Source organism: Methylosinus sp. DMC45 (genome assembly GCF_056313885.1).
The window spans coordinates 25,193-35,960 of sequence record NZ_JBQUZK010000014.1 but is presented as its reverse complement, the minus strand read 5'-3'; the positions used below and the strand labels follow the sequence as shown (position 1 = coordinate 35,960).

15 protein-coding genes and 2 pseudogenes are annotated in these 10,768 nt (G+C 60.3%); 7 read left to right on the top strand and 10 right to left on the bottom strand.

The window, feature by feature from the left end; genetic code table 11:
* Positions 1-479, top strand: a 479-nt coding sequence (locus ACT53T_RS04280) for a DDE-type integrase/transposase/recombinase (protein WP_476160253.1), incomplete at its 5' end; no start/stop codon positions are given.
* Positions 480-516: 37 nt separating this feature from the next.
* Here ACT53T_RS04280 and ACT53T_RS04275 read toward each other — a convergent pair.
* The 6 genes from ACT53T_RS04275 to ACT53T_RS04250 form a co-directional block, all read right to left on the bottom strand.
* A complete protein-coding gene (locus ACT53T_RS04275) occupies positions 517-2,268 on the bottom strand; it encodes a recombinase family protein (protein WP_476160252.1) in 1,752 nt (583 codons plus the stop codon).
* An 18-nt stretch (positions 2,269-2,286) separates the two neighbouring features.
* The gene (locus tag ACT53T_RS04270) at positions 2,287-2,655 is read right to left on the bottom strand and encodes a hypothetical protein (protein WP_476160251.1); all 369 of its coding nucleotides are present in this window, start codon (positions 2,653-2,655) and stop codon (positions 2,287-2,289) included.
* Positions 2,656-2,670: 15 nt separating this feature from the next.
* On the bottom strand, positions 2,671-2,967 hold the full coding sequence (locus ACT53T_RS04265) for a helix-turn-helix domain-containing protein (protein WP_166143403.1): 297 nt from the start codon (positions 2,965-2,967) through the stop codon (positions 2,671-2,673).
* The gene (locus ACT53T_RS04260) at positions 2,964-3,320 is read right to left on the bottom strand and encodes a type II toxin-antitoxin system RelE/ParE family toxin (protein ID WP_476160250.1); all 357 of its coding nucleotides are present in this window, start codon (positions 3,318-3,320) and stop codon (positions 2,964-2,966) included. Before ACT53T_RS04260 ends, ACT53T_RS04265 begins: the two co-directional genes overlap by 4 nt.
* A 194-nt stretch (positions 3,321-3,514) precedes the next feature.
* On the bottom strand, positions 3,515-3,979 hold the full coding sequence (locus tag ACT53T_RS04255; RefSeq protein WP_476160249.1) for a hypothetical protein: 465 nt from the start codon (positions 3,977-3,979) through the stop codon (positions 3,515-3,517).
* A 152-nt stretch (positions 3,980-4,131) separates the two neighbouring features.
* A complete protein-coding gene (locus tag ACT53T_RS04250; protein WP_476160248.1) occupies positions 4,132-4,254 on the bottom strand; it encodes a hypothetical protein in 123 nt (40 codons plus the stop codon).
* 360 nt (positions 4,255-4,614) lie between these two features.
* Here ACT53T_RS04250 and ACT53T_RS04245 point away from each other — a divergent pair.
* The 3 genes and pseudogenes from ACT53T_RS04245 to ACT53T_RS04235 form a co-directional block, all read left to right on the top strand.
* A pseudogene (locus ACT53T_RS04245) lies at positions 4,615-4,911 on the top strand (recombinase family protein); the annotation flags it as partial.
* The gene (locus ACT53T_RS04240; RefSeq protein ID WP_476160255.1) at positions 4,839-5,102 is read left to right on the top strand and encodes a helix-turn-helix domain-containing protein; all 264 of its coding nucleotides are present in this window, start codon (positions 4,839-4,841) and stop codon (positions 5,100-5,102) included. The pseudogene ACT53T_RS04245 and the gene ACT53T_RS04240, both read left to right, overlap by 73 nt.
* Positions 5,102-6,307: an AlbA family DNA-binding domain-containing protein gene (locus ACT53T_RS04235; RefSeq protein WP_476160247.1), complete on the top strand. Its 1,206-nt coding sequence runs from the start codon at positions 5,102-5,104 to the stop codon at positions 6,305-6,307. The genes ACT53T_RS04240 and ACT53T_RS04235 overlap by 1 nt, the downstream gene beginning before the upstream one ends.
* Before the next feature lie 229 nt (positions 6,308-6,536).
* On the opposite strand, the pseudogene ACT53T_RS04230 reads toward ACT53T_RS04235, so the two are convergent.
* Positions 6,537-6,848: pseudogene (locus ACT53T_RS04230) on the bottom strand (transposase); the annotation flags it as partial.
* Between the two features lie 87 nt (positions 6,849-6,935).
* Between ACT53T_RS04230 and tnpA the strand changes: the two are divergent.
* Genes tnpA through tnpC form a run of 3 tightly spaced genes read left to right on the top strand, consistent with a single transcriptional unit; the run spans position 6,936 to position 9,342 of the window.
* The gene (gene tnpA, locus ACT53T_RS04225) at positions 6,936-7,376 is read left to right on the top strand and encodes an IS66-like element accessory protein TnpA (RefSeq protein ID WP_476160246.1); all 441 of its coding nucleotides are present in this window, start codon (positions 6,936-6,938) and stop codon (positions 7,374-7,376) included.
* A complete protein-coding gene (tnpB, locus tag ACT53T_RS04220) occupies positions 7,373-7,729 on the top strand; it encodes an IS66 family insertion sequence element accessory protein TnpB (RefSeq protein ID WP_476160245.1) in 357 nt (118 codons plus the stop codon). The genes tnpA and tnpB overlap by 4 nt, the downstream gene beginning before the upstream one ends.
* A gap of 50 nt (positions 7,730-7,779) precedes the next feature.
* The gene (gene tnpC / locus ACT53T_RS04215; protein WP_476160244.1) at positions 7,780-9,342 is read left to right on the top strand and encodes an IS66 family transposase; all 1,563 of its coding nucleotides are present in this window, start codon (positions 7,780-7,782) and stop codon (positions 9,340-9,342) included.
* Between the two features lie 7 nt (positions 9,343-9,349).
* Here the strand turns inward: tnpC and ACT53T_RS04210 are convergent, their stop codons facing one another.
* From ACT53T_RS04210 to ACT53T_RS04200, 3 genes are read right to left on the bottom strand one after another with little or no spacing between them, the layout of a single operon-like run.
* Entirely contained in the window at positions 9,350-9,787 is a 438-nt protein-coding gene (locus tag ACT53T_RS04210; protein ID WP_476160243.1) for a hypothetical protein, read from the bottom strand.
* Between the two features lie 45 nt (positions 9,788-9,832).
* Entirely contained in the window at positions 9,833-10,249 is a 417-nt protein-coding gene (locus ACT53T_RS04205; RefSeq protein ID WP_476160242.1) for a transposase, read from the bottom strand.
* Positions 10,246-10,740 carry a helix-turn-helix domain-containing protein gene (locus ACT53T_RS04200; protein WP_476160241.1) on the bottom strand — a complete coding sequence of 165 codons (495 nt, stop codon included), beginning with the start codon at positions 10,738-10,740 and terminating at the stop codon, positions 10,246-10,248. Before ACT53T_RS04200 ends, ACT53T_RS04205 begins: the two co-directional genes overlap by 4 nt.
* Between the last annotated feature and the right edge of the window lie 28 nt (positions 10,741-10,768).

Sequence of the window (10,768 nt, the reverse complement as noted above, 5' to 3'; positions counted from 1 at the left end):
GCTCACCCCACGCCCGCGGGCGTATCAACCGCCGGGACTCAACTCGCCGCTGGATGAAACTTCGGGGGCACGTCAGATATGTTCTCGACGAAATCTTGCAGGTTCGCCGTAACGCCAAAGCGGCTCAGCGATTGCTGAAACGCCTTCTTCACAAGCAGGGCTGTCGCCCACGGCGCATAGTCACCGACAAGCTCGGTTCCTATGCCGTGGCGCGCCGGAAGATCATGCCGCGCGTCGAGCATCGATCGCACAAGGGTTTGAGCAATCGCGCAGAAAACTCCCATGTCCCATTACGAAAGCGCGAGCGAGTGATGCAGGGGTTTCGATCGTGGGGAGGGCTGCAACATTTCGTCGACGTCTTCTCGGCAGTCCGCAATCTCTTCGTTCCATCCAGACCTTCCAGGCGTTCCGCCATTGCCATCCGTCTGCATCGCCTCAAGGCGATGGCAGAGTGGAAGTCCGTGACGACGGCCGCTTGAAATCAGCCTGCGTGGCGTCAATGCGCCTGTATCGAGTTTATGTGATATCGCCCTCGCGCCGGCGTCTGGGCGAGAAGGCGTCTGGAGGAGCCGACGGTCCGGCGGGCTGCCCTGCGCCGTAATACCGTTTTGGATTCGATAGGATCTGGTTGCGGGGACTCGCTGCGACCGCTGGCATGAATTTCGTTCCCGGTTGGTTTTCATCGGCTTTGATGAAATCCAGGATGCCGAACAACTCGCCGCGTAGCTCGGCGTGAACCTCGCCGCGCTTCTTTCCGGGCGTCAGCACGATTTCGCCGATGAGCGAGCGTAGCGCTTCCGCCGCCTGCCTGCCGTCGTCCGTATCGTCGAGCGCTTCCGCGAAGCGTTCGATGCGAAGCCGATAGACATTGGCGATGTTGGGATGCACGTCCGGAATATCGGTCGGAGCCTGCGACAAGCGCGCGACGATTTCCGCCTTCTGCCGTTCGAGGTCTTCCATCCGCGCCTTCATGGAGGGCTGGTACATGCCGTCCTCGATCGCCGTCATGATGCCGGCTATCCCCTGTTCGATCTTCTGAAGCGTCCGGCGGTCGACCTCTGCCTGTGCCCGCCGCTCATGATTCAGCCGGTTCATCTCTTCGGCGTAGGCCCGCACTGCCTCCGCAACCGCGTCGGAGGAAACAAGACGGTCCTTCAGCCCCGCCAGCACCCGCCCCTCGATCTTCTCGCGGGGGATGGTGCGGTTGTTGTCGCACGTCCCGCGACGATGATGGTTGAGACAGCCGTAGCGGCCGGGAGTCAGGATGCCGATCTTGCCGCCACAGCATCCGCAGGTGAGAAGGCCGGAAAGAAGGGAGACGGGTCGGTTGGCCAGATGTAATCTCTTGGCTCGACCTTCCCGCGTGGTCGCGGGATTGGGGCCGAAGATCGCCGAGATTTGCTGCTGTCGCTTCCGCGCCGCCTGCCACAGATCATCGTCCACGACCCTGAGATGCGGTACTTTGGTCCTGATCCACTGATTTTCCGGATTCGGCCGCGAGACACGCTTGCCCGTGGCCGGGTCTTTGACGAAACGCTGCCGGTTCCACACCAGCACGCCGGCATAGAGTTCATTGTTGAGGATGCCGGAGCCACGCGAAACGTGGCCTCGAATGCTCGTGTCACCCCAGGCGCGGCCCAACGGGCCGGGAATGCCTTCCTTATTCAGTTCGACCGCGATGGCTTTCGGACTCTTGCCGGCGGCGAAGGCGCGGAAGATGCGCCGGACAACCTCCGCCTCCTCCGCGATGATCTCACGATCGCCCCGGATCGGCTCGCCGTTGGCGTCGAGTTTTTTGGCCACGCGATAGCCGTAGCAGAGGCCGCCGCCCGCCTTGCCCTTCTCCACCCGGCCGCGCAGACCGCGATGGGTCTTCATTGCGAGGTCTTTCAGGAACAGGGCGTTCATCGTGCCCTTCAGGCCGACGTGAAGCTCGCTGATCTCGCCCTCGGCGAGGGTGACGATGGAGACGCCCGCGAAGCGCAGATGCTTGAACAGCGTGGCGACATCCGCCTGATCGCGGGAAATCCGGTCCAGCGCCTCGCCCAGCACGACGTCGAACTGGCCGCGCTGCGCGTCCTGCAACAGGGATTGGATGCCAGGCCGCAGGATCACGCTCGAACCCGAGAGAGCGGCGTCGTGATAGGCGCCTACAATCTTCCATCGCTCGCGCCCCGCATGTTCTCTGCAAAGGCGAAACTGGTCCTCGATCGAGCTTTCGCTCTGGCTGTCTGACGAATAGCGGGCATAGAGCGCGACGCGGGTCATGGGCGGTCTCCGTTCCTTCTATTCCTCGTCCTCGGCGTTCTGCGCGCTTTCGGGCCTGTTGTCGTTCGCGGCGCCGAGCGCCGCGATCTGATCTCGTGCGATCTGTCGTCCGATCAGCCGCGCGATGGTGAGCGCCACCTGATCCAACTGTCGCCGTGTCTCCCGGTTCGGTTCATCCCGTTTACCGTCCGGGCCTCGATTGTCGTTAGCCGGTATGAGGTCGCCCGGCTCGGATTCCGTGTCATCCGCCATGCCGTCGCTCGCTTTCTTTCCGAAATCAAACGGGCATGAAGCAGCGGCAAGTTCAGGATGAGAAGATAGAAAATCCCTTCGTCGTACGACGGCGCAAAAATACTCGCGAACGGCGATTCTGGCGTAGGCGTCCAAAACACTCTACACGCATCACACGGCTCGCAAAGCCTTCTGGACGGCCTTGGGCGCGCGCTCGATCACCAGAAGATAGGCTCTGGTCGGTCCTTCCGGCTGTCGCGAGCCTTGTTCCCAATGACGCAGCGTGTTGACGCTGAACCCGAACCGGCCCGCGAACTCTTCCTGCGTCATGTCCAGGCGTGTGCGGATCGCCTTGACGTCGATCTTCTCCGGCACATGGACGCGATAGGCGCTCTCGTCCGCCCTGCCCTCGACATAGGTCACCGCTTCCTCGAGCCCGCGCCGAATGCTGTCGGCAACCTTGCTCATGGTGTTCTCCTCTTGAATCTCTCGACCAGCAGCGTCGTAAGCTGACGGAAGTCATTGCGGTCCTGCTGGCTCAAATCGGCCCGCTCGTTCTTGGCGAAAGCGGTCAGCGCGAAGAGCGGCATGCCGGCGTCGTGGTGGAAATAGATCACCCGCGCCCCGCCTCGCTTGCCGCGGCCTTCCAATCCCCAGCGCAGCTTCCGCAAGCCGCCCGTTCCGGGGATCAGATCGCCGGCCGTCGGATTATAGGCGAGATAATCCACCAGAAGCGCCCGTTCCTCGTCGCTCATGAGCTTGCGGATCGCCGACAGGAATTCCGGCGTTTCGACGACCCTGATCGGAGCCGTTCGAGCCATGAAGGATGCTATTCCAATGAGTCAGTCAAAGCAACTGGAAAATGTGATCCAATAAGTTAGACGTGCGCCGCCGAATGTTGGGGGCGCGTCAGTTTGAATTCGGCTATGCGCCAACAGCGGACGTTCGCCGGAGCGGTTCCATATTGGGGAATTATGCGACAGCTCTCAACCGCAGCGCTGACTCGATAGAAACCTCACGCGCTTCCGCAAAGGCTTTGTTCTATCTGAGTGGTAGAGGTCAAAATACAAAACCCCTTTTTTTCCCAATCGACAAGATGCGACTCTTGTGGTGTCAATCCTTGCCATACCCTGCCGGGTTTTAGTTCGAATGGAAAAGGTTGCGCCGGGTTTGGGTCGTTCAGCACCGCTGCTTTTGTGCAGCGATTCCGCAACCGTGCCCATGACCATGGCCTTTCGAAATAGCGAAGGTCGATTGCTCTGAGTGTCGTGGGTCTGTCGCCACAATTTGTCACTTCTGTTTTTATAAACATCCTCTTGTCATTTGATGGTGCCACGACCATTCCCGGTTGCACAGTAAAACGCAGCTTCGGCCCGGCACGAAGGAAATTGAACGTGCTGAGAGCCGCGCCATAAACTGCAATCAATAGGGTGATCACTTTTATCACCATTTCCCATGGAACATCGGACCATCCCAGCATTTACGAAACTCCATTTTCGGCGCGGGACATCCTAGCCGAGTAATTACCTGATACACCTCCCCTCGCGGAGCGAGCGCAACAATCCCCCCATAGCTGGCTTTTCAGTGCAAAAATCAAGAAAAAGGCACCCCATTTCTGAGGTGCCTTTTCCTTTAGAACAACCGCGCAAACATAAAGATCATCGACACCAGCTCAAGAGGCACGTATGCCCCAAAGCCGATACGATAAACTTTACCGCTCGGTTGGCTGGCTTCGAGATAGAGCACCATTTTCATGGCGGACTCCATCAAGCGCACGGTTCCTTGATGTAGGCGGCGACGTGCACAGAACCAGCGGTTTGGGAGTTTTTTACCTGTCGTCCGGTTGGTGATCTCCCAAGACACGCTCCGACTATTTCGGCTTCCTTGACGAAATAGGGATGCTCCATTTTCCTTTCAAGGGTTCCGCTCCCGCTTTTTTCGGAAAGTGTCCCTTCAGAAATCAAGACGTTTGCATAACCCGCCGACCTCTTGTTTTTCAGGGCTTCCCGTTATGCAAAAGATAATTGCAAAAGAAAGCCGCTTTGCTACGCTTCCGGCACGACCATTTTCGGCTATGCGCGCGTCTCGACGGACGGTCAGAGCGTTGACGCGCAGGTGAAGCAGCTCCGCGCCGCCGGAGCCGAAAAGGTGTTTCGCGAGACGGCCAGCGGCGTCAAGACCGACCAGTGCGAACTGGCCCGCGCCATCAAGGCCCTCGGCGACGGTGACACCCTCCTTGTGACGCGGCACGACCGGCTGGCGCGCTCGACCCGCGACCTGTTGAACACCCTCGACACCGTGGCGAGGGGGGGAGCCGGATTCCGCTCCCTCGGCGACACATGGGCGGACACCACCACGCCACACGGGCGCTTAATGCTCACCGTCTTGCGCGACCTCGCCGAGTTCGAACGCGAATTGATCCGCGCCCGCACCAGCGAGGGCCGCGAGCGCGCCAAGGCGCGCGGCGTTTACATGGGGCGCCCCCTGCCCTCACCCGCCACCAGTGCGAGGAAGCGCGCAAGGCACTTGCGGACGGCACGGCCTCGCAGGCAGACTTGGCGCGACGGTTCAACGTGTCGCAGAGTACGATTTCGAGGTTGTAATGGAACTTTTCGGAAAACCCCTAACCGAAGTGAAAGAAGCCGACTTGCTTGCTTTGAAAGCGGCCGGTCAGGCTGAAGGCAAAACTCTTGATTATAAGAGAGATATGGTCGGTCAAGGCGAAAGCGATAGGCGAGAATTTCTTTACGACGTGTCCTCGTTCGCCAACACACAGGGTGGGTTTCTTATATTCGGTATGTCGGAGACGAATGGCGTTCCTCAAGATCTTGTTGGCCTTACCATTGATCCAGACAAAGAAATTCTTCGCCTACAGCAGATGCTGAGGGCGGGCATTCGACCAGCTTTAGCGAATGTGGAAATTGAGCCGGTCGAATTGGGCGAAGGGAAGCATGCGCTTGTTATGCACATTCCCAAGAGCTGGAATCCGCCCCATCAAGTGGTTTTTCAAGGGGCATATAGATTCTGCGCGCGCGACAGCAGAGGAAAATATTTCGTCGAAGTCGATGAGCTGAGGTCGATATTCGCGGTCTCTGGAACGATTGCCGAGCGTGTAAAAAACTTTCGTGTTGAACGTGCCACTAAAATCGCGGCAGGCGAAGCGCATGCGCCTTTGCTCGATGGCGGGCGGCTGGTGCTACACGTTGTTCCGTTCAGCGCGTTTAGTCCGGGAGGCACTTTCCCGCTCGATGCAGTCGTGAGCCAACCAAATAAATTCCCACCTTTTGCAGATAACGTCGCTCGCCAGACCTTGATGACGTTCGACGGCCATCTTGCGTCGTCAAACACGCAGCCTCTGCCGAATCCACAGAGAGCTTATACGCTTGTTTCTCGAACCGGCATTGTCGAAGCAGTCGCATCGTCTATGGCGCAAGCCGGAAATAACATCGTCCTTCCAAACATCGAGGCAATGATCGTTACTTACGCTCACCGCTACATCAAGGCGCTTAATTCACTTGGGGTTGAGCCGCCGATCGCTGTCCTTACAAGCTTCGTCGGCGTACGGGGCATGAATTTTGTGCGGGAATTTTACAACAACGCGGTTTGGGTTGACCTGCCATCGGAGAAATTAAGCAAGGACCAATATCACTTTGTTGAGTCGATATTCGAGGTGATCCCGCCCGACTATCGAGAAGCGGCTAGGAGGATGAAAGCGACGTTAGATCACGTCGCGAATGCAGCCGGTTGTGCCGCGTCGCCGAATTTCGACGGGGATGGAAACTATATGCTGGTAATTCCCGGAGCTTAATGCCCTGCGCTTTGTTCGATAGGCCGCAGGCCGTCGAAACCTGTGCCCGGGACGCCCTGTCCCGCCCCCCTTGGGGGGTACAGAGCGGCTGCGAGGTCAACCTTGCAAAAGGTAGAGCTTTGCAAGAGCGAAATTTGTCTCGGATCTGAATGACGGCTTTGGGTCCAGGCTGTGTGAAAACCCGCTCCGATGGATTCCTCTAGCGAGAGCTTTGTACTAGTGGCCCGAGTCATTGGAACTGCGGGTATAGGGATTTCAGCTTGACGCGAGCGTCTCTGGTGGTGAATTGCCAGTCGGCCTCGACGTGATGTTTGTTGCGGTTTTCCTGCCAAGCTGCGACCTCGCGGATCAGCGTGGCCTTGTCGGGGATGCGGCGATCGAGACATTGGGTCGCGAGGACCGCGAGTTCGGATTCGGCCATGTCGAGCCAGCTTCCATGCTTTGGCGTGTAATGCCATTCGAAGCGCTCGGCCAGGCGTCGCGCCTCGGTGGCGGGAAAGGCGGCATAGAGCGAAGCCGGCGTGTGCGTCGAGAGATTGTCCGTAAGCGGTGCGAGCGTCCCACCTCGATAAAGTTTGAGTGACGCGCGATTCTCCTCAAGCGATTTGGCCATGAGGAGGGTTGGGCGATGGATCATTCCATGCTTGAAGCCATGCATGAAGGCAGGACGTATCAACGGGTGGAGCTGATCACCGGTGGCCGGCGCCGGCGCAGTTGGACATCCGAGGAGAAGGCCAGGATCGTCGCTGAGAGCGCGGAGCCGAACGCCAACATTTCGGACGTCGCTCGACGCAATGGCGTAAGCTGTGGACTGTTGACCGTCTGGCGTCGGCAGGCCTGGGAGGCGCGAAGCACGTCCGAGCATGAAGCGCTGTTCGCTGCGGTGCGCGTGAGATGCGTCGAGGGGCGGCCGCAGAATGCGACCGCGATCGTCGAGGAGGGCGACGCGGTCTCTGTCGCGTCCTGTACGATCGAGGTCTCGATCGCCGATGCGACGGTCCGTGTGCCGATGGGCGCGGACAGCGCGACGATCGATGCGGTGATTTCGGCGCTGCGTCGTTCGCGATGATCTCCATCGGCGCGCAGCGACGCGTGTTCGCATCGACGCGGCCGGTCGATTTCCGTAAAGGTGTGCATGGACTCGTCGCTCTGGTGGCGGAAGATTTGAAATGCAATCCTTACAGTGGCGACGTCTATGTGTTCCGCACCAAGCGCAAGGATCGCTTGAAGTTTTTGCTATTCGACGGCTCGGGAACAGTTCTGGCGACGAAATGGCTGGAGGACAGCGGCTTCGCCTGGCCGCCAGCACAAGACGGTGTGGTATCTCTGACACCGACGCAGTTCGCGATGTTGTTCGATGGCTTCTCGGAATGGTCGCGCATCACGCTGAAGACGGTGAAAAGGCCGAACAAAATTGCGTGATATTGCTTGTATTTTCTGGAGCTTCAGCGAGCGCCGTGGTACATTCTATCATGGCGCTTCGCTCTACGCCCCTTCCATCGGACCCGGCTCTGCTGACGGAGCTGGCGCTCGCGCTCGAAGCGGAAAACGAGACGCTGAAGACGACGATCGTGACGCTGAAAGCGCTGATTTTCGGCGCGCGCTCCGAGCGCTTGTCCAGGCTGGGCGCCGAACAGCTCGCGCTCGACCTTTCGGATAATCGAGACGAAGAGGCGCGGAAGACGGCGGCTGCGAGCGACCACGTTCCGGCAGCCGAGGAAACCGCGAAGAAGCCGCGCAAAAAAGCTGAGCGCAACATCGGGAAGCTGCCCGACCACCTTCCCCGCTGCGAGCGCGTGATCGAGCCGGCGACGACGCAATGTCCATGCTGCAAAGGACAAATGCATCGCATCGGCGAGGACGTCAGCGAAGTGCTCGACCGTGTGCCGGCCGTGCTGCGCGTATTGCGCACGATCCGTCCCAAATATGCGTGCCGATCTTGTGAAAGCGCAGTCGTGCAAGCGCCGGCGCCGGCGCAACTGATCGAAGGCGGCATGGTCTCGACGGCGCTCGTCGTCCATATCGCCGTCGCCAAATATGGCTGGCTCTCGACCCTCTATCGTCAGACCGCCATCCTCGCCGGCCTGGGCGTCGTCCTCGATCGACAGACGCTGGCGCGCTGGATGAAGCAGACGGCCTGGATGCTGAAGGGGCTCTATGATCTGCAATTGGAGGTCATGCATCGCTATCCGCGGCTCTTCTGCGACGAGACGCCGATGCCTGTGCTCGCGTCCGGACATGTGAAGCTCCGACAGTTTTGGGCGCATGCGACCGACGATCGCCCCTGGGCGGGACCGGCTCCGCCGGCCGTCGCCTATGTGTTCGCGGACGGCCGCAGCAAGAAGGAGATCGCGTCGCAGCTTTCCGGCTTCACCGGAATCTTGCAGGTCGACGGCTACGCCGCCTACAAGGCGCTGGTCAAGGACGAGGGCGCCGAGGGCCGTATCACGCTCGCCTTCTGCCTCGCGCATGCGCGCCGCAAGTTCGTCGCGGTGTTCAAAACGACGAGCTCGCCATTCGCCAAAGAGGTCATCGAGACGATCGCAATGGTCTATGCGATCGAGAAGCGCATTCGCGGCAAAAGCGCCGACGAGCGGCGCGCTGTCCGGCAGGTCGAGACAAAGCCGATCATGGACGCGCTGCACGCCCGCTTGATCGCCGTGCGCGACGGGCTGTCGCAAATCTCGCCGCTGATCAAGGCGATAAACTATACGCTCGCGCATTGGAGCGGATTGACGCGCTTTCAGGACGACGGCCGCATCGAGCCGGACACCAATATCGTCGAGCGGCCCATTCGCTCGATCGCGATCGGCAAGCGCAACTCGCTTTTCGCCGGCGACAATGGCGGCGCCGAAACCTGGGCGATCCTATCGACGCTGATTCAAACGGCGCGGCTCAATGGCGTCGATCCGGAGACATGGCTCGCGGATGTGCTGGAGCGCATGGTCTGTGGCGCGACGACCAACAATCGGCTCGCCGAGCTTCTCGTGTGGAACTGGAAAGCCGCGCGTGACCAGGCCGAAGCGGCGGCCTGATCCACCATCAACGCAACAGGCTCGGCTCGCTCGCCGTCTCCGCGTCCCTCGTATCGGAGCAGATCGACTCTTTGATCAGCCGCTCCGTCGTCTGCTCGAAATAGATCCAAAGGTCCGTGTGCAGATCGGAAAACTGCCGCCACACGACGGTGTCGAAAAAGCGCCGCGGCGCCCTCACCATGATCGTCGTGCGGCGTTGCCGCGAATAGCGGAACGGGCGCACGCCGTAGCGTCGGCATAGAGCGATGAACAAACGCACCGACCATTCGTCCGGGAGGCTGAACTTCATCTCGACGGGAGGATCGCTGCGCGCCGCCTCATCGAGCTTTGCCCTCAACCGATCCGCCGCCGCGCTGGCCGCCTCGCGCTCTCCGGCGCTCGTCGCGCCGAAATGCAGCGCCTCCACCTTCCGCAACCGCTCCCGAAGCTGGTCCTCGATCGTCATCGGCGTCGCTCCTCAAAAGCACGACGCCATCCCTCCGATCAGACGTCAACTGCCCAGCCCCCGCCGTCCACAGCCGATCGGTGTGGCACGGCCGCACCGCTTACGATTGTCCTGCACCAGCACGATCTTCGCCGCGTTGGGAAAATGCTTGTCGGACAAGTCCCTGAGCACATGGGCGTAATCGACGGCCGCGTGGCGGTCGGTGACATCGACGCAGCGCCAGCCTTCGAGCGGCGCGAACATCATGAACAGATTGGCCACGCCATTGCGTTCGTATTCGTAATCGTGGCGCGCCTTGCGTCCGGGCTTCGCGGGAAGGGGCGCGCGCGTCTCTTTGATCAGTTGCTTGGAGGTCTCGTCGAGACACACGACGGGGCGCTGCGGATCATGCGGCCGTTGATAGACGGCGAGCACATCTTCCATATTGGCGACGAAAGCGGCGCAGGCCTGCGGCGCGATCACCCATTGCTGTTTGCGATGCGGTTTGAGAATGTTTTTTTGAGCGTGCGCCCGATGGTGTTGTCGCTGGCTTTTTCCACGATCTTCAGTTCGACGACCTTTTCTTCGAGCAGGCCCAGAGTCCATCTGGCGTAGCCCGCCGGAGCCGGCCCGCAGGCGAGCGCGATGAGCTTTGCTTCCGCCGCGCCGTCGAAAATCCGGGGCCGGGCGCACTTCGGATTATATTTGCGGATCAGCACCGCTTCGAACCCTTCCTCCACCAATTGTCGGCGCGTCCGCTCGACATTGGCGACGCTGGTGTCGAGCGCCTCGGCGATCTTGCCGTCGCTCCAACCTTCACCGGCGTTCGAAACGTCCGCCTTCAACAGGATGCGCGCCTTCGTCAGCAATTGCGCCGAGCGCTTGCCCGAGCCGATAAAGTCCGTCAGCTTCGCGCGCTCCTCCGCGCTCAGCAGCACCACGTATTTCTTGACGGCGATCTCTTTCCCGGCCACGAATCATCTCCAGCGCTGTTCCGCAGCG

Coding starts and splice junctions, on each gene's coding strand:
- ACT53T_RS04275 (WP_476160252.1), bottom strand. CDS start 2,268: ATGACCCGCGTCGCGCTCTATGCCCGCTATTCGTCAGACAGCCAGAGC.
- ACT53T_RS04265 (WP_166143403.1), bottom strand. CDS start 2,967: ATGAGCAAGGTTGCCGACAGCATTCGGCGCGGGCTCGAGGAAGCGGTG.
- tnpC (WP_476160244.1), top strand. CDS start 7,780: ATGGCGCTTCGCTCTACGCCCCTTCCATCGGACCCGGCTCTGCTGACG.
- ACT53T_RS04250 (WP_476160248.1), bottom strand. CDS start 4,254: ATGAAAATGGTGCTCTATCTCGAAGCCAGCCAACCGAGCGGTAAAGTT.
- ACT53T_RS04240 (WP_476160255.1), top strand. CDS start 4,839: ATGGGCGGACACCACCACGCCACACGGGCGCTTAATGCTCACCGTCTT.
- ACT53T_RS04255 (WP_476160249.1), bottom strand. CDS start 3,979: ATGCTGGGATGGTCCGATGTTCCATGGGAAATGGTGATAAAAGTGATC.
- tnpB (WP_476160245.1), top strand. CDS start 7,373: ATGATCTCCATCGGCGCGCAGCGACGCGTGTTCGCATCGACGCGGCCG.
- tnpA (WP_476160246.1), top strand. CDS start 6,936: ATGGATCATTCCATGCTTGAAGCCATGCATGAAGGCAGGACGTATCAA.
- ACT53T_RS04260 (WP_476160250.1), bottom strand. CDS start 3,320: ATGGCTCGAACGGCTCCGATCAGGGTCGTCGAAACGCCGGAATTCCTG.
- ACT53T_RS04235 (WP_476160247.1), top strand. CDS start 5,102: ATGGAACTTTTCGGAAAACCCCTAACCGAAGTGAAAGAAGCCGACTTG.
- ACT53T_RS04210 (WP_476160243.1), bottom strand. CDS start 9,787: ATGACGATCGAGGACCAGCTTCGGGAGCGGTTGCGGAAGGTGGAGGCG.